The 16,859-nt window shown below is 74.7% G+C and carries 13 protein-coding genes, 1 tRNA gene and 1 riboswitch; of the genes, 5 read left to right on the plus strand and 9 right to left on the minus strand.

Annotated elements, in window-relative coordinates:
- Positions 1–25 precede the first annotated feature (25 nt).
- Complete coding sequence (locus K353_RS31220; RefSeq protein ID WP_111556861.1) at positions 26–799, plus strand: MerR family transcriptional regulator; 774 nt, start codon at positions 26–28, stop codon at positions 797–799.
- 34 nt (positions 800–833) lie between these two features.
- On the opposite strand, the gene K353_RS31225 is transcribed toward K353_RS31220, so the two are convergent.
- The 3 genes from K353_RS31225 to K353_RS31235 all read right to left on the minus strand — a co-directional run bounded on the left by K353_RS31225 (position 834) and on the right by K353_RS31235 (position 5,453).
- Positions 834–1,850 carry a helix-turn-helix domain-containing protein gene (locus K353_RS31225; protein ID WP_111556862.1) on the minus strand — a complete coding sequence of 339 codons (1,017 nt, stop codon included), beginning with the start codon at positions 1,848–1,850 and terminating at the stop codon, positions 834–836.
- A 428-nt stretch (positions 1,851–2,278) separates the two neighbouring features.
- The gene (locus tag K353_RS31230; protein ID WP_111556863.1) at positions 2,279–3,766 is read right to left on the minus strand and encodes an aminopeptidase P family protein; all 1,488 of its coding nucleotides are present in this window, start codon (positions 3,764–3,766) and stop codon (positions 2,279–2,281) included.
- A gap of 163 nt (positions 3,767–3,929) precedes the next feature.
- The gene (locus tag K353_RS31235) at positions 3,930–5,453 is read right to left on the minus strand and encodes a PP2C family protein-serine/threonine phosphatase (protein ID WP_111556864.1); all 1,524 of its coding nucleotides are present in this window, start codon (positions 5,451–5,453) and stop codon (positions 3,930–3,932) included.
- 395 nt (positions 5,454–5,848) lie between these two features.
- On the opposite strand from K353_RS31235, the gene K353_RS31240 reads away from it, so the two are divergent.
- Positions 5,849–6,511, plus strand: coding sequence for a bifunctional DNA primase/polymerase (locus K353_RS31240; RefSeq protein ID WP_111556865.1), 663 nt, complete (start codon positions 5,849–5,851; stop codon positions 6,509–6,511).
- A 262-nt stretch (positions 6,512–6,773) separates the two neighbouring features.
- On the opposite strand, the gene K353_RS31245 is transcribed toward K353_RS31240, so the two are convergent.
- The 4 genes from K353_RS31245 to K353_RS31260 all read right to left on the minus strand — a co-directional run bounded on the left by K353_RS31245 (position 6,774) and on the right by K353_RS31260 (position 10,377).
- On the minus strand, positions 6,774–7,751 hold the full coding sequence (locus K353_RS31245; RefSeq protein WP_111556866.1) for a DUF5926 family protein: 978 nt from the start codon (positions 7,749–7,751) through the stop codon (positions 6,774–6,776).
- A 74-nt stretch (positions 7,752–7,825) separates the two neighbouring features.
- Positions 7,826–8,377 carry an ATP-binding protein gene (locus tag K353_RS31250; protein ID WP_233533950.1) on the minus strand — a complete coding sequence of 184 codons (552 nt, stop codon included), beginning with the start codon at positions 8,375–8,377 and terminating at the stop codon, positions 7,826–7,828.
- A gap of 316 nt (positions 8,378–8,693) precedes the next feature.
- Positions 8,694–9,569 carry a glycerophosphodiester phosphodiesterase gene (locus K353_RS31255; protein ID WP_233533948.1) on the minus strand — a complete coding sequence of 292 codons (876 nt, stop codon included), beginning with the start codon at positions 9,567–9,569 and terminating at the stop codon, positions 8,694–8,696.
- Between the two features lie 151 nt (positions 9,570–9,720).
- A complete protein-coding gene (locus K353_RS31260) occupies positions 9,721–10,377 on the minus strand; it encodes a TetR/AcrR family transcriptional regulator (RefSeq protein ID WP_111556867.1) in 657 nt (218 codons plus the stop codon).
- 271 nt (positions 10,378–10,648) lie between these two features.
- Here K353_RS31260 and K353_RS31265 point away from each other — a divergent pair, with 271 nt between their 5' ends.
- A complete protein-coding gene (locus K353_RS31265; RefSeq protein ID WP_111556868.1) occupies positions 10,649–11,680 on the plus strand; it encodes a medium chain dehydrogenase/reductase family protein in 1,032 nt (343 codons plus the stop codon).
- 89 nt (positions 11,681–11,769) lie between these two features.
- Here the strand turns inward: K353_RS31265 and K353_RS31270 are convergent, their stop codons facing one another.
- Positions 11,770–13,122 (minus strand): cytosine permease, encoded by a 1,353-nt coding sequence (locus K353_RS31270; protein ID WP_233533949.1) that lies wholly within the window; start codon positions 13,120–13,122, stop codon positions 11,770–11,772.
- Between the two features lie 14 nt (positions 13,123–13,136).
- A riboswitch (TPP riboswitch) is annotated at positions 13,137–13,288 on the minus strand.
- Positions 13,289–13,531: 243 nt separating this feature from the next.
- Between K353_RS31270 and K353_RS31275 the strand changes: the two genes are divergently transcribed.
- Positions 13,532–15,241 (plus strand): S1C family serine protease, encoded by a 1,710-nt coding sequence (locus tag K353_RS31275; protein WP_111556870.1) that lies wholly within the window; start codon positions 13,532–13,534, stop codon positions 15,239–15,241.
- A gap of 79 nt (positions 15,242–15,320) precedes the next feature.
- Positions 15,321–15,406, plus strand: a tRNA-Ser gene (locus K353_RS31280).
- A gap of 118 nt (positions 15,407–15,524) precedes the next feature.
- Here the strand turns inward: K353_RS31280 and K353_RS31285 are convergent.
- Positions 15,525–16,730, minus strand: a complete 1,206-nt coding sequence (locus tag K353_RS31285; RefSeq protein ID WP_111556871.1) for a response regulator — start codon at positions 16,728–16,730, stop codon at positions 15,525–15,527.
- Positions 16,731–16,859: the final 129 nt, after the last annotated feature.

Raw genomic sequence — 16,859 nt, forward strand, 5'->3', positions numbered from 1 at the left:
CGAGCGGCGGGAAGGAGGGAACGCGATGGACGAGGGCTACTCGGTCGGCCGGCTGGCGGCGGTCGCCAAGGTCACGGTGCGCACCCTGCACCACTACGACCGGATCGGCCTGCTGGTGCCCGGTGGCCGCACCCCGGCCGGCTACCGGTGCTACGGCGAGGCCGAGCTGGACCGGCTCCAGCAGATCCTGTTCTACCGCGAACTCGGCTTCCCGCTGGAGGAGATCGCGGCGATCCTGGACGACCGGACGGTCGGCCCGAGCGAGCACCTGCGCCGGCAGCGCGAGCTGATCGGCGACCGGATCCGCACGCTGGAGGAACTCGCCGCGGCGGTCGAACGAGCGATGGAGGCGAGGACCATGGGGATCCGGTTGACCCCGGAGGAGAAGTTCGAGGTGTTCGGCGCGGACTACCGGGAGGAGTGGGAGGACGAGGCCCGGCAGCGCTGGGGCGACACCCCCGCCTGGGAGCAGTCCCGGCAGCGCACCGCCCGCTACACCAAGGCGGACTGGGAGCGGATCAAGGCCGAGGCCGACAGCGTCAACGACGCCCTGGTGGCGGCGTTCACCGCCGGTGCGGCCCCGGACGGCGAACAGGCGACGGCGGTGGCCGAGCAGCACCGGCAGCACATCGGGGTGAACTTCTACGACTGCGGTCCGCAGACGCACCGCTGCCTCGGCGACATGTACGTCGCCGACCCGCGGTTCACCGAGACCTACGAGAAGCTCGCCCCGGGCCTCGCCCGGTGGCTGCGGGACGCGATCCACGCCAACGCGGACCGGCTGGAGCGGGAGGGCTGAGCCGCCTGAGCCCGCCGGGCCGCCCGGCGGCGGCTCAGGCGGCCCGGCCGAAGGTGCGCCGGTAGGCGGTCGGCGAGGTGCGCATGGTGCGGCCGAAGTGGTGGCGGAAGGTCGCCGCCGACTCGAAGCCCACCGCCGCGGCGATCTCCTCCACGCTGCCCTCCGGCGACTCCAGCAGCGGCAGGCTGGCCGCGATCCGCTGGATCGCCACCCACCGCATCGGGCTGACCCCGTTGCGGGCGGTGAAGTGCCGCAGGTACGAGCGGTCGGACATGCCGGCCGCCCGGGCCAGCAGCGGCACGGTCAGCGGCCGGGCGAGGTGGTCCAGCGCCCAGCGCATCGAGCGGGCCACCCCGTCCTCCGGCTCGTCCACCGGCCGCACCGCCGCCTCGATGAACTGCGCCTGCCCGCCGTCCCGGTGCGGCGGGACGACGAAGCGGCGGGCGACGGTGTTGGCGACCTTCGCGCCGTGGTCCTGGCGCACCAGGTGCAGGCACAGGTCGATGCCCGCGGCGCTGCCCGCACTGGTCAGCACCCGGCCGTTGTCGACGTACAGCACGTCCGGGTCGACCCGGACGGCCGGGTAGCGGCGGCGCAGTTCCGGCGCGTACCGCCAGTGGGTGGTGGCGGGCAGGCCGTCCAGCAGCCCGGCGGCGGCCAGCGCGAAGGCGCCGGAGCAGATCGAGACCACCCGCGCGCCGCGGGCGTGCGCGGTGCGCAGCGCGGCGACCACGGCGGGCGGGACGTCGCCGAGCGGATCGGGCACCCCGACCACCACGACGGTGTCGGCGGCGGCGAGTTCCTCCAGCCCGTGCCGGGGCGTCAGCGAGAACCCGCCGACCGCCTCCAGCGGGTGGCCCGGCCGCTCGGCGCACACCCGCACGTCGTACCAGGGGGCGGCCAGCAGCCCGGCCAGCTCGGGCCGGGCCAGGGCGAACACCTCGACCACCACGCCGAGTTCGAACGGGGCCATGCCCGCGAAGGCGTACACCGCGACGGTGTGCACCGGCGCCGGGCGCCTTCCGATCGTGAGGGGTACGGGCTCGGCCATCTGGTGCTCCCGGGGCGGCCGTCGGCGGACTCGCGCCGAGTGTAGCCGTCCGCCCGGCCGGGGCGCCGGGAGCGGCGGCGGGGCGGGCGGGTGCGCACGGACGGTGGCGGAGGCCGACCGTACGGGTGGGGGCGGCGGCGGAAAACCTTTGGAATCGGGAGACAACCTCCCGGGAGGATGAGGAGTCATCACACCGGGGCCCGGTGCGGCCGTTCCCCGTCCTCTTCCCCCACCACGTCCGGAGAGCGTCAGATGTCCATGTCCTCCTTCGCCCGTTATGAGAAGAAACTCCCGATCCGCGCCGCCCGCTCCGGCTGGGGCCGGCGCCACTGAGCACGACGGAGCCCCCGCCGGACGGACCGGCCGGGGGCTTCGCCGTGGACGCGCCGCGGGCGGCGCGGCGGGTGTCGGTGCCGCAGGGCGGGGCGTCAGGAGGCCAGCGAGGCCATCCAGGACTCGACCTCGTCGGCCTGCCGGGGCAGGCCCGCGGAGAGGTTCTCGTTGCCGTCGGCGGTGACCAGGATGTCGTCCTCGATCCGGACGCCGATGCCGCGGTACTCCTCGGGGACGGTCAGGTCGTCGGCCTGGAAGTACAGGCCGGGCTCGACGGTCAGCACCACGCCCGGCTCCAGCACCGCGTCCACGTAGTCCTCCCGGCGGGCGTGCGCGCAGTCGTGCACGTCCAGGCCGAGCATGTGGCCGGTGCCGTGCAGCGTCCAGCGGCGCTGCAGGCCGAGCTCCAGGACCTTCTCCAGGTCGTACACCGAGGCGTCGATCAGGCCCCACTCCAGCAGGCGGGCGGCGAGCACCCGCTGCGCGGCGTCGTGGAAGTCGCGGAACCGCCCGCCCGGCTTCACCGCGGCGATGCCGGCCTCCTGGGCCTCGTACACCGCGTCGTAGATCTTCCGCTGGAGCGGACCGAACCGGCCGTTGACCGGCAGGGTGCGGGTGACGTCGGCGGTGTAGAGGGTGTGGGTCTCCACGCCCGCGTCCAGCAGCAGCAGCTCGCCGGGGCGCACGTCGCCGTCGTTGCGCACCCAGTGCAGGGTGGTGGCGTGCGGGCCGGCCGCGGCGATCGTGCCGTAGCCGACGTCGTTGCCCTCGACCCGGGCGCGGCGCCAGAAGGTGCCCTCGATCCAGCGCTCGGAGGTGGCCACGGCCCGGTCCAGCTCGCGCACCACGTCGGTGAAGCCCCTGACGGTGGCGTCGCAGGCGGCGCGCAGCTCGCCGATCTCCCACGCGTCCTTGACCAGGCGCAGCCCGGACAGGAAGACCTTCAGCTCGTCGTCCTTCGCCTCGTCGAGCTGCTCGGCGAGGGCGGCCTCCAGGGCCGCGTCGTAGCCGCGCACGATCCGGGTCGGCACGGTGACGGCGGCCAGCTCCTCGGCGGCCGTGCGGACGTCCCGCACCGGCAGGCCGTACAGCTGCTCGGACTCGGCCAGCGAGTGGCGGCGGCCGACCCACAGCTCGCCCTGGCCGCTCAGCCAGAACTCGCCGTTCTCCCGGTCGGAGCGCGGCAGCAGGTACAGCGCGAACGCGTGGCCGCCGTCGACCGGCTCGCCGACCAGGACGGCGTCCTCGGTCCGGTTGCCGGTCAGGTGCACGTACTCGCTGGCGGCGCGGAAGGCGTACTCGGTGTCGTTGGCGCGGGTGCGCAGGTTGCCCGCCGGGACGACCAGGCGCTCGCCCGGGAAGGCGGCGGAGAGCTTGGCGCGGCGCTCGGCCGCGTACGGGGCCTGGACGTCCGGCTCCAGCCCGCGCAGCTCGGTGTCCGCCCAGCCGGTGCGCATGGACGCGGCCAGCTCGTCGGAGATCCCGTCGTACAGGCCGTTCTTGCGGCTCTTGACCGGCTCCTCCTCGCCCTCTGCGGACCCCTCGGGGTTCTCGGCCACCGCCGGGCTGCGGTCCTCGGTCACTACGTCGCCTCCTCGCGCGCGCTGCCGCCCGCCCGTCCCCGGGTCGCGGGGCGTGCGGGCGGATGTCGCCCCCATGGTACGTAGGGCCGTTCGAGCGGAGGAAGGGCGTCCGCTCGGCGGTTCTCGCCGGTGCGTCCGGGTGCCGGGTCCCGGCCCGGCCGGGCTACTCGAAGCGGGCCGCCAGCAGCACCAGGTCGTCGCCGCCGGGCTCCCCGCCGCCGGCCCGCTCCAGCAGGTGGGCGCAGAGCCGGTCCGGGTCGAGCCGGACGTCGCGCGGGGCGTCGGCGGCGGCCCGGCGCAGCGCGCTCTGCCCGGCGTGCAGGTTCGGGGCGAAGCGGCGGGCCAGGCCCTCGGTGTACAGCACCAGCACGTCGCCGCGCTCCGCGGTGAGCTCCACCCCGGGGGCCTCCCAGCAGCTGAGCATGCCCAGCGGCGCGGAGAGCGAGGTCTCCACGAAGTTCGCGCCGTACCGGGTGAGCAGCACCGGCGGGCAGTTGGCGGCCCCGGCCAGCGCGATCCGGCGCTCGGCCGGGTCGACGCAGGCGTAGACGGCGGTGGCGGAGCGGGTCGGCTCGGTGGTCTTCAGCAGCAGTTCCAGGTCGCCGAGGACCGAGACCGGGTCCTCGCCCTCCAGCACCGCGTAGGCGCGCAGCGCGGACCGCACCCGGCCCATCGCGGCGGCCGCGTCGGCACCCGCCCCCGGGCCGGCGCCCGGGCCGCCGCCGAGCACGCTGCCCACGGTCAGGCCGACGGTGTCGTCGGGCAGCGCGACCGCGTCGTACCAGTCGCTGTTCGCGGCCCGCTCCAGCGCGGCGGGCACGCAGCGGGCCGCCACCTTCAGACCGGCGAGGGCCGGCAGGTGGCCGGGCAGCAGCGAGCGGCGCAGCGTCTCGGCGGCGCGCACCGCCCGGTCCGCCTCCAGCTGGCGGGCCAGCAGCGGGGCGGCGAACTCGCAGTAGCGGCGCGCCAGGTGCTCGCGGCGCTCGTCGGGGCTGCCGGGCTCGTCGTAGAACCAGGCGGCGGCGCCGAGCGCGCCCGCCGGGCCGGTGGCCAGCGGCAGCGCGTAGCAGGCGCCGAGGCCGAGCTGCTCGGCGACCTCGCGGAAGCGGGGGCCGACCGCGGGGTCGGCGGCCAGGTCGGCGATCAGCAGCCGGCCGTCCGGGCCGGGGTGGCCGAGCAGTCCGGCGAACGGGCCGTGCTCGACCGGGACGGTCTCCAGCGCGCCGAGCATCGCCCGGTCCAGGCCGAGCCCGACCGGTCGGGCCGGCTGGCGGTCCACGCCGGGCGGCAGCGTCACCACCAGGCCGCGGCGGGCGCCGAGCAGGGCCGCGCCGGAGTCCAGCAGCGCGTCGAGGGTGCCGGTGAGGCCGTCGGCCCGGGCCAGCAGCTCCAGGTGCTCCTGGAGGCTGGTGAAATCGGACAGCCATCCGGCCAAACGGTCCTGCAGGTCGGCGGAGGGCGCCTCGCCGAACTCCGGCAGCAGCGCCGGGTCGACGGCGTCCGCCGGGCCGGCCGCCCGCGCCGGATCGACCGCCTGCACGGGTCCGGCGGCGCGCGCCGGGTCGGCCGCCCGCACCGGGCCGACCGCCGGTGCCCCCTGGGCCCCGGGGGCCGCCGGAGCGGGCGGGGCGGGCGGCAGTGCGGTGGCGGCGGGCGCCGGGGACGTCAACGGGTGGACGTCGGTCATGTCGCAACTCCCCACAATCCGGAACGTGTCACGCAGGACCACCGAGACCGACCGAAATGATGTCTTTACTCACTACTCGGCATGTTTCCCCCACTTGTACACAGGCCGATCGGGGCATGTCCAGGAGTGCGGGGCCGAACGTGCCAGGGATCGTATGCGCAGGCCGCCGGGGTGCCACCCGGGGCCGCGCGCACTCACTCGTACGGTGGAACCGGGGCCTGCCCGGCCGCGTCCATCCGGACGTATGGGGGATTCTCGTTCCAGCAGCGGGTAGCCGAGACGCACGCGTACCGGCGCACGTACCGCCCGCACCCCGACCACGCCGATCCGAACGATCAGAAGATCGCACCGACCGTGCCGTGCGCCCCGATGGACGCGGAAAGGAACGAGCCGCCATGCGCCCACCCCGCCGAGAGCTGCTGCCGGAGCGCGTCGGCCGGTGGTGGCCGGGCCGCCGGAGCCGTTCGCTGGCGCTCGCCGCCGCCCTGCGGGCCGCCGAGGGGTGCGGCTGGCCGGTGCTGCCGGGCGCCCGGGCGCTGCGCGGGGCGCCGGGCCCGTGCTCGTGCGCCGACCGGTCCTGCGCGGTGCCCGGCGGCCATCCGGACGACCCGCCGCTGGAGGCGGCCACCACCGATCCGCGGATGGTGCGCTGGTGGTGGGAGCGCCGGGCGCCGGGCGCCCCGGTGCTGGCGGCGACCGGGCGGGCGCTGGGCGCGGTGAGCCTGCCGCGGCCGGCCGGGCCGTGGCTGCTGCGGCACCTGGACGAGATCGGCGTCCCGTACGGGCCGGTGCTCGGTACGCCGGGCCGGTTCGTGCTGCTGACCGCGCCGTACACGCTGCCGGAGCTGGGCGGGCTGCTGGCCGAACGGCCCTGGGTGCCGGGCGCGCTGCGCTACCACGGGCCGGGCGGCTACCTGGTGCTGCCGCCGTCCCGGACGGGGGCGGGCCCGGTGCATTGGGTGCGCCGACCGGGGCCGGGGCGGCCCTGGCTGCCGGAGGTCGGGACGCTGCTCGGCGGGTTGATCACGGCCAGCGCGGTGGCGCTCCCGCAGTCCTGACCGGCTTTTTTGATGATGTCCCGTCAGTTAGGCTGTGCGGTGCGGCCCGGAACGAGAAATGTCCGACCGCTGGCGACGGGGGATGCACCAGCGGTCGGACTGTTCAAACAGTAACAAAGATCCGGCTCCGCGCCAATTTGTCCACGCGGAAAGGACTTTGACGGCGGCGGAAATGTGACCCGGGTCACCTCCGGGTCACGTCCGGGTGGCTCCGGGGCCGCCACCGGGGCTGCCGCCGGAGCCACTGCCGGGGCGCTCCCGGTCAGTTCAGGGTGATCTGACGGCTCACCAGGTTGGCCCGGGCCCGGCGCTCCTCTGCGGACAGCGGCGCGGGCGCGGCCAGCACCGCGGCCAGCTTCCCGGCGAACTCCACGGCCGGCTTCTCCACGTCGGACGCGGTCATCTCCAGCGGCAGGTCCCACACCGGGACGGTCAGGCCGTGCGCCCGGAACGAACCCACCAGCTTGGTGCCCTCGCCCAGCGAGCTGTCGCCGACCGCCGACAGCCGGGCCAGCGCGTCCAGCAGCTGCTCCTCGGGGACGTCCATCACCCAGCGCAGGTGGTTCTTGTCCGGGGTGCCGCACCAGTACGCGGAGTCCACCCCGGCCAGCTTCTCGGTCGGGATCGCGGAGGCGTTGGCCCGCTCCAGCGAGGCCGCCACCTCCCCGGACGCCGCCTCGGCGTCCTCCAGCCAGAACTCGAAGCCGGTGTGCACCTCGGGGACGAACGCCGCCGTGGTGTCCAGCAGTTCCTGCAGGCGGCGGCCGCCCGGGTTGGTCCGGCGGGCCGGCACCGGGGTGCCCGGCTCGGTGGCCAGCGCCAGCTCCAGGGCGTCCGCCAGGTCGCGGCTCAGGTCACCGGAGGAGGACTGGGTCTGCAGGCCCAGCAGGATCGACCCGTCCGGACGGCGCAGCGCCGGCCAGGCCAGCGGCAGCACCGTCGCCAGCGTCACCGACGGGACCTCGCCGACGGCCTCCTGCGCCACCCCGGCGGCCAGCGTCAGCGGAACCGTGGCGGCCGGGACCAGCTCGCGCAGGGCCACCCAGTCGGCCTCGCCCGGCAGGCCCTCGAACGGGCGGTGCACCAACTCCTGCACCGCGTGCGCCGCCTGGCGGCCGTGGCAGGCCTTGTACCGGCGGCCCGAGCCGCACGGGCACGCCTCGCGCGCCCCGACGACCGGGACCTCGCCCTCGACGGCGGTGGACTGGCTGGGCTGCTTCTTCGCGGCCTTCTTGGCCATGGTGCGGCTCTCCCGGAGACGTCGGACGTTGCACCGGGCAGCCTACTTCGCCGGGAACCGACCGCCCGGGCCGCTCAGGCGCTCCGCCGCCGCCCGCCGCCCGCGACCTGCCCGAACGCCGACAGCTGGGCCCACACCGTCACCTGACCGGGTGCGTGCCGCACCCCCCAGTCCTGCGCCAGCTCGCCCACGATGCTCAGGCCCCGGCCGCCGCGCGCCGTCACCGAGGGCCGGGCCGGGATCGGCCGGGTGCTCGCCCCGCCGTCCGTCACCTCCAGGGTCAGCAGGCCGTCACCGCACATCTGCCAACTCACCAGCACCGTACCGCTCTCCGCGGCCTCATCGGCGGCGATGCCGGTGCCCCCGGCGGTGCCTCCGACTGCGCCTCCGACTGCGCCACCGGCGGTGTCCGGAACCGGTTCCAGCGGTCTCGCGTGCCGACAGGAATTGCTGAGCAGTTCGGAGAGGATCAACACCGCGTCGTCAATCACCGCTTCCGGTAGCGACCGGTCGCCGAGATCGCCGCGCAGCCTGCGCCGCGCGGCCGAAACGCTGGCCGGACCGTGCGGAACCGCCATGGCCGATGAGGTCGACCCGGCCTGAACTGGCACAGCTCGCGCCACCATCAACGCCACCCCCGGACCTCCTTCAGCTTCTGCCGAGGGATGGATGCCCGCAGGTAATGCGTCGGAAACGGGCGTTCGACGATCCGATGCCGGTATTAACGACATCCGCACGGACAGTGGGCAAAAGGTGAGGTGAGCCTCACGTTCCGTTGTGACGATCTGTGGGAAACACGTCCGGAAATACCCCGTTCGGTATTTCTGCCACGCGATTGGCGGCGGGGTGCCACCTGGCCCGGGCCCGTGGCTGGGCTGGGGATGGGCCTGTGTCCGGGCCGGGACTGGCCCGGGGCCGGGCCGGGGTCAGGCCGGGGTCGGCTCAGCGGCCGAGCTGGGCGAGCACCTCGGCCGGGCGGTTGGTGATCAGCGCCTCCACGCCCAGTTCCAGGCAGAGTTCGACGTCCTCCGGCCGGTCCACCGTCCACACGTGCACCCGGTGCCCGGCTCGGCGCAGCGCCGTCACCAGACCCGGGTCGCGCCGCACCAGCTCGATGCCCGGCCCGGCGATCGCCGCGCCGCCCGGCAGCGACCTGGTCCGGCCCAGCACCGGCAGCCGGCGCTCCCACAGGTACACCCGGGGCACCGCCGGGGCGGCCCGCCGGACCCGGTGCAGGGCCAGCTCGGAGAAGCTCATCACCCGCACCGCGGACTCGGTCTCGCCTAGCGGGCCTGCCGGATCGGTCGCGCCTGCCGGGTCGGCCGGGCCTACCGGGTCGGCCGGGCCGGCCGGGAGCAGGCCGAACCGGCCCAGCATCCGCAGCAGTTCGGCCTCCACCCGGCCCGCGTACCGCACCGGGTGCTTGGTCTCGATCGCCAGCTCCACCCGCCGCCCGGCGTCCGCGACCAGCTCCAGCAGCCGCTCCAGGGTGAGCACCGGGCTGGGCGCCGGCCGCTCCGGGTGCTTCCACGAACCGAAGTCCAGCGCCGACAGCTGAGCCAGCGTCATCGCCGACACCACGCCCTGCCCGTCCGAGGTCCGGCCCACCGTACGGTCGTGCACGCACACCAACTGCCCGTCGGCGGTGACCCGGACGTCGCACTCCAGCCCGTCCGCACCCTCCTCCAGCGCCCGCCGGTAGGCCGCCTCGGTGTGCTCCGGCAGGGCTGCGGAGGAGCCCCGGTGGGCGATCACCTTCACGGCGGTGCGGTCGATCGGAACGGCGGGCGAACCGGCCGTGCTGTGCTGGGTGTCCACGTGAACCACCGTACGCGGCACCGGATGGCGGCCGTCCTCCGGCACGGCGGCGGGCGGGTGAACAGACGGCCGCCGACGGGTGGGGCGGGGCGGTGCAGAGCGGTGCAGGGGCGGGGCGGGGGCGTGCGGGGGCGGGGCGGGGCCGGGTGGGTCAGCGCGGTCCGGCGAGGGACTCCGCCTCGGCGGTGTAGAGCAGTTCGGCGTCGAGTCCCATGCCGGTGAAGTGGCCGGCCAGCTCCAGCGAGAGCACGCCGTGCAGCCTGGTCCAGAACGCCAGCGCCCGGCGCAGCGCGTGGGACGGGGCCGGGTGGTCGCCGGCCCAGGCGTGGTGGTGCGCCAGGTGCGTGTAGAGGCGGGCGTCGGCCCGGCTCGGGTCGACCGCCGGGGTCTGGTGCCGGACGGCGGCGTCCAGCAGCGCGGTCATGATCGAGGCGGCGATGGCGGTGGTCTCCGACGGCGCGTGGTAGCCGGGAACGGGGGTGCCGTACAGCAGGAAGTAGCGCTGCGGGTCGGCCAGCGCCCACCGCCGCAGGGCGCCCGCCAGCTCGGGCAGGTCGGCGCCCGCCTCGGCCGGCCCGCGCAGGGCCTGTTCGAGGCTGCGGTAGGCGTCGGTGATCAGCTCGGTGATCAGCTCGTCGCGGTTGGCGAAGTAGCGGTAGAGAGCCGGTCCGCTCATGCCCATCCGCTTGGCGATCGCGTTCAGCGACAGCGCGGAGGCACCGGCCTCGGCGATCTGCTCGCGGGCGTGCCGCTTGACCTCCTCGCGGACCTGGGCGCGGTAGCGCTCCCGGGGGGTGCCGGTCTCCATGGGGTTCCTCTCGTTCGGTGGGCGGTGGGCGGTGGCCGGGGCGTACGTTCCGCGTCCCTCGCCCGGCGCTCAGTGCTCAGTGCTCAGGTGCTCCGGGCTCCGTACTCCGCGCTCAGTGCACCGGCCCCGGGTTCTGCGGCTGGGTTTCACCTTGTCCGTTTGGTTAGACCCTATCGCGTTTGCTGTTGACTCTCGCGGAAGTGTGGTGCTACAACGTTTCTTGTTAGAGCTTCTAACTCTAGTGACTGTCACTATCGAAAGTGAGACCACCATGCGAAGCGAACAACTCGTCGAGATCGTCCTGCCCGGTGTCGTCGAGCCGGAGGGTCTGGAGGTCCGCCGCTCCGCGCTGCCGAAGCCCGGCCCCGGGCAGGTGCTGGTCGCGGTCGAAGCCACCGGCGTGTCCTTCGCCGAGCAGCAGATGCGTCGTGGCCGCTACTACGACCAGCCGCCGTTCCCGTTCGTCCCGGGCTACGACCTGGTCGGCACGGTGGCGGCCGCCGGGCCCGGCGCCGACCCGGGGCTGATCGGCCGCCGGGTCGCGGCCCTGGTCAAGACCGGCGGCTGGGCCAGCCACGTCCTGCTCGACCCGGCCGACACCGTCGACGTCCCGGCCGGCCTGGAGCCCGCCGCGGCCGAGACCGCGGTCGTCAACGGCATCACCGCCTGGCAGCTGCTGCACCGCCACGCCCGGGTCCGCTCCGGGCAGACCGTCCTGGTGCACGGCGCGGGCGGCGGCGTCGGCCAGCTGCTGGCCCAACTCGCGCTGGCCACCGGGGCCCGGGTGATCGGCACCGCCTCCGTCCGGCACCACGACGCGCTGCGCGCCCTGGGCGTCACCCCCGTCGACTACCGCACCGGCGACGTCCCGGCCCAGGTCCGCCGCCTCGCCCCCGGCGGGGTCGACGCCGTCTTCGACCACGTCGGGGGCCGCAGCGTCCTCGACTCGTGGCGGCTGCTCGCCCCCGGCGGCACCCTGGTGGCCTACGGCAGCGCCGCCACCCGCGACGACACCGGCTCCAAGCAGTGGCCGGTGCTCAAGGTCCTCGCCCGCACCTGGTGGTGGAACGCGCTGCCGAACGGCCGCCGCGCGCACTTCTACAACATCTGGGCCGGCCGCTCCCTGCGCCCCGCCCGCTTCCGGGCCCGGCTGCGCGCCGACCTCACCGCCGTCCTGGAGGCCCTGCGACGCGGCGACCTCACCGCGCCGCTCGCCGCCCGCCTCCCGCTCACCGCCGCCGCCGAGGCCCTGCGCCTGGCCGAGTCCGGCACCGTCACCGGCAAGGTGGTGCTGGTCCCCTGACCGCTCCCGGACGCACCACGCCGCCCCGGACGCACCCGCCACCCCGTCCCCGGCAGGCCCGTCCCGTCCCCGGCAGGCCCGCCCGGGCGTCAGCCCCGTGGCTCCGCCGCCGCCCGCGGGCGCTCCAGCGCGGTCACCGCGAGGGTGGCCAGCGCCGCCACCAGGAAGGAGAACAGCGAGGCCGAGGACCACGCCGCCGGGGTGAAGTGCACCAGCTGCTGGAGGTCCTCCCACCGGCCGGTCCACCAGCCGCCGATCTTCGACGGGGCCAGGAATTGGTACACCGCGAAGCCCACCACCCACGGCAGCAGCATCACCCAGCGCGCCGGGGCGTCCTGCGCCGTGTTCCAGCCGCGTCGGCCCGCGCCCAGGAAGTAGTCCACCGCCAGCACCGCGAACAGCGGCACGAACACCGAGCCGATCAGGCCCAGGAACCCGTAGTACGAGTCGGTGAACTCCTTGATCCGCAGCGCCAGCACCGTCACCAGCACGCCGATCCCGCCGGTCAGCACCCGGCGGTCCACCCGCGGCCACAGGTTGTGGATCGACATCGCCGTCGAGTACACGTTTGCGAACGACTGGTCGGTCTCCCGCAGCACCAGCACCAGCAGGAACGCCCAGCCCGCCGCCACGCCGGTGAACGACTCGAAGATCCGGTTCGCGTCGCCGCCGGACTGCAGCAGCGCCACCACGCCCAGCACGTAGCACCAGACCTGGGCCACCGTGTAGCCGGAGAACGTCCCCCAGAACGCCTTCGCCGAGCTGCGCGCGTGCCGGGTGTAGTCCGCGGCCAGCGGCACGAAGGAGATCGACACCGCGATCACCGCGTCCGTCGCGCCCAGGAAGCCGTCCCAGTTGCCCGCGCCCGGGTCCGGGAAGCCCGTCCGGGCGAACTGCACCGTGAAGTAGACCATCGCCACGCCCACCGCGACCGCCACGTACTTGCGCAGCACCGCGATCGCGCCCAGCGGCCAGATCGTCAGCACCGTGGTCAGCACGCCCGCCAGCAGCACGAACAGCCAGCGCCAGCCCTCGGTGCCGGAGACGGTCTGCGCGCCCCAGGCGATCACCGTCAGCTCGTACACGCCCCAGCCGACGCACTGCACGATGTTCAGCACCGTCGGCACGTACGACAGCCGGGTGCCGAACAGTCCGCGCAGCACCGCCATCGCCGGGGCACCCGTCCGGGCGCCCACCAGGGCGGCCACCGCCAGCATCGCGGTGCCGATCGCGGTGCCCGCGAGGATCGCCGTCACCGCGGCGGTGAACCCCAGCTCGTGGCCGGGCTCGCCGAGGACGGTCGCGGCGCTGGTGAAGCCGATCAGGCTGACCCCAAGGTTGGCCCACAGCGCGAACAGCGCCCGGAAGTCCAGGGTGCGCGGCGGGGCGGTGTCGAGGGTGAGCGGGGCCTCGGACCGCGCCTCGACGGCACGGTCGGACATCTGGGCAGACGGAACAGCCGTCATGGCCGATACTCCCTACGCCGGCATTACCCGGACAGGTTCCGGCGGTCAGCGCCCCCTCGCCCGTGGTGGCGTCACCGCCATGCCCTACGGTCGAACCGGCGCACTCTCAGCCTGGCTGGTCCAAGCTCCCGCGACGTTCTTCGGTTTACAGGAGCGACAGGCTAGCCTCCGGGCGGGGGAACGCCAAGACCGGGGGGACGGGCGTCCGCATCGCGGGACCATCGATGTGCATGTCAGAGCTGCCTAAGGCTTCTCATCATTTCTTCAGGGGCCCGCTTACGGTGTCCGAATCCGGTATAGGAAAAACTGTGCACCGAGGTTGCGAGCCGTGCCCCCAGCGCCGCGGTTCGCGACCGAAGGTTCTGTTCAGCGATGGAGGTCGTCCGTGAGCACCGAGCACGCGAGTGGTACCACCCCGCCGGAGAAGGCCCCCGAGCCCGCCGGCACCGAGGCGGTGGCCGCCGGCTCCGGTACGCCCGCCCCCGCACCCGCCCCCGCCTACCTGGACGCCCCGCCGCCGGTGCTGCCCCATGCCCCGGCCCCGGGCCAGGCCCCGGCTCCCGCCCCGGCCGAGCAGACCATCCAGCTCGGCAAGGTGCCCGACGCGCCGCAGGCCGCCGCCCCGGCCGCGCCCGCCGCCCCGGTGGACGCGCCGCCGCCGTTCCAGAACCCGTACGGGACGGTCGCCGAGCCGGTCAGCCCGTACGCCCGGCCGGACGAGGCGCGGACCGCGGTCAACCCGGCCGTCGCCCCCGTGCCGCTGCTCCAGGAGGCACCGGGCGCTCCGGGTGGCCCGGGCGCGCCCGGCGACCCCGGCGCGCCGCAGCACTCGCAGCACTCGCAGCACCCGTTCGGCGCCGGTCACCCGGTCGGCGGCTGGGGCCACCCGTCCGGCGGCGACACCGCGGGCGGCGCGGGCGGGCCCGGCGCGCCGTGGGGGGCGCCGCAGCCCGGCGCCGGCGGCCCCGGCAAGCGCAAGCGCGGCTCGCTGATCGCCCTGGTCGCGGCCGTCGCCCTGGTGGCGGGCCTGGCGGGCGGTGCGATCGGCGCGTCCGTCGCCGACAACGGCAAGAACGGCGGCTCCAGCGCCAGCCGCAACAGCACCACCGTGGCGGTCGGCAACACCCACCAGAACCTCGACCGGGCCCCCGACTCGGTTGCCGGGATCGCCGCGAAGGCGCTGCCGTCCACCGTCACCATCAAGGCCGAGGGCTCCAGCGAGTCCGGCACCGGCACCGGTTTCGTCTTCGACACCGAGGGCCACATCCTGACCAACAACCACGTGGTCGCCCCCGCCGCCAACGGCGGCAAGCTCACCGTCAAGTTCTCCGACGGCTCCTCGTACAGCGCCTCGGTGGTCGGCCGCGCCGAGGGCTACGACGTCGCGGTGGTCCGGCTCGACAACCCGCCGACCGACAAGCTCAACCCGCTGCCGCTCGGCGACTCCGACAAGGTCGCCATCGGCGACGCCACCATCGCCATCGGCGCCCCCTACGGCCTGGAGGGCACCGTCACCACCGGCATCATCTCGGCCAAGGACCGCCCGGTGGCCTCCGGCGACGAGACCGGCGCCCAGGCGTCCTACATGAACGCCCTGCAGACCGACGCCTCGATCAACCCGGGCAACTCCGGCGGCCCGCTGCTCGACGCCTCCGGCTCGGTGATCGGCATCAACTCGGCGATCCAGTCCAACACCAGCGGCAACGGCCGGGCCGGCTCCATCGGCCTCGGCTTCGCCATCCCGATCAACCAGGCCAAGTGGGTCGCCCAGACCCTGATCAAGGACGGCACCCCCGTCTACGCGATCCTCGGCGTCCTGCGCAACGACTCCTACACCGGCGACGGCGCCCAGATCGCCACCGCCGCCGTCCAGGGCACCCCCGCCGTCACCCCCGGCGGCCCCGCCGACCAGGCCGGCCTCAAGGCGGGCGACGTCATCACCAAGCTCGGCGGCATCGCCATCGACAGCGGCCCGACCCTGGTCAGCGAAATCTGGACGCACAAGCCCGGCGAGAAGGTCGACGTCGAGTACAAGCGCGACGGCAAGGCCGCCAAGACCACCGTCACCCTCGGCGAACGCAAGGGCGACAACTGACCCCCACCCCCGAAACGGTGCGCACCCCAAAACGGTGTGCACCCCACCGGCCCCGACCCGTTAGGCTGGCCTCCGCCGAGGAGGGTTGCCCGAGCGGCCTAAGGGACCAGTCTTGAAAACTGTCGTGGCCTCGCGCCACCGTGGGTTCAAATCCCACACCCTCCGCTGCGGTGGATGACGCACCGGCCCGGGGCGGGTACTGACGGACAGTCGGTACCCGCCCCGGCGTGTTTCCCGGGTTCGGCCCGGGCGGTGCGCGCGGGGTGGGTGGTGTGGGCGGGGGTCAGTCGCGGGGGGACGCGTAGAGGCGGCGTTCCAGGAAGATCTCGACGAACACGGCGACCTTGGCGCGCAGGGCCCAGGGGTCGAAGGGCTTGACGATGAAGTCGACGGCGCCGGCCGCGTAGCCGCGCATCGAGTACTCGGGGTCGTTGCCGACGGCGGTGAGGAAGATGATCGGGATGTCGCGGGTGCGGGCGCGGCGCTTGATGTGGGCGGCGGTCTCGTAGCCGTCCATGCCGGGCATCTGGACGTCGAGGATGATCACCGCGAAGTCCGAGACGTCGGTCTCCAGCAGGGCCTTGAGCGCCTCGGGGCCGGAGGAGACGGAGACCACCTGGTGCCCGGAGGTGCCGAGGACGGCTTCCAGGGCGAGCAGGTTGGGGCGCTTGTCGTCGACCAGCAGGACCTTCGGGGGCGGGGTGGCGGCGCCGGGCAGCGGCGGGCCGGTGTGCGGTTCGACCAGGGTGACCAGTTCGGGGCCGGGCAGGGCGGCCCCGCGCTGGGTGTCGACCACGGCGAGTTGGCGCTCCAGCAGGTCGCAGCGCATCTCGGCGAACGCGACCTGGGCCCGGGCTTCCTCCAACTGGCTGATCAGATCGGCTACTTGGGCGACGAGCAGATCGCGCTCGGCCAGCAGGTCGCGTTCGGTGACCAGGCCGTGCGCGGTCAGCAGACCGTGCTCGGCCAGGACGCCGTGCTCGGCCGGGAGGTCCCGTTCGGCGGGGAGCGCGGTCGGGCCGGCGTCCGCGCGGTGGTCGGCCTCCAGGCGTTTCAGGCGCCGGTCCAGGTCGGCGAGCAGGCCGCGCTGGCCGTCCAGCGCGCTGTCCAGCCGTTCGCGGCGGGCGGAGGTGGAGCGGGCCCGGGCGTCGGCGGCCTTCAGCTGGTCCTCCAGTTGGTGCACGGCCTGGCTGATCGAGTCGGTGGTCCGGACGGCGGCCCGGCGCAGCAGGCGCAGCCGTTCGAGGGCCGCCGGTTCGATCCGGGTGCCGTGCTCCCGCTCGATCTCGCGGACCAGGTCGTCGATGAAGTCCTGCGGGGCGATCCGGGTGCCCGACAGGTAGCGCGAGAGCGTGCCGGGGCTGACGCAGCAGCGCACGGCGCAGCGGCGCAGCGAGATCGAGAGCTGGGCGAACAGTTCGCGCAGCGCCTCCGCGAACTCCCGGCACTGCCTGTTGAGCTTGTCGTCCAGGGGCTGTAGATCGCCCATGTCCTCATTCCTCCGCACGACCCGGGCCCGAACGGTGCCGGGCCTGCCCGTGTTCTCCGACGTGCTCGTACCTGCTCTGCTCGGACGCACTGCGACACGCGCGGACGTGCTGTGCTGCGACGCGCTCGG

The organism is Kitasatospora sp. SolWspMP-SS2h (assembly GCF_003259315.1).
GTDB classification, from domain to species: Bacteria; Actinomycetota; Actinomycetes; order Streptomycetales; family Streptomycetaceae; genus Kitasatospora; species Kitasatospora fiedleri.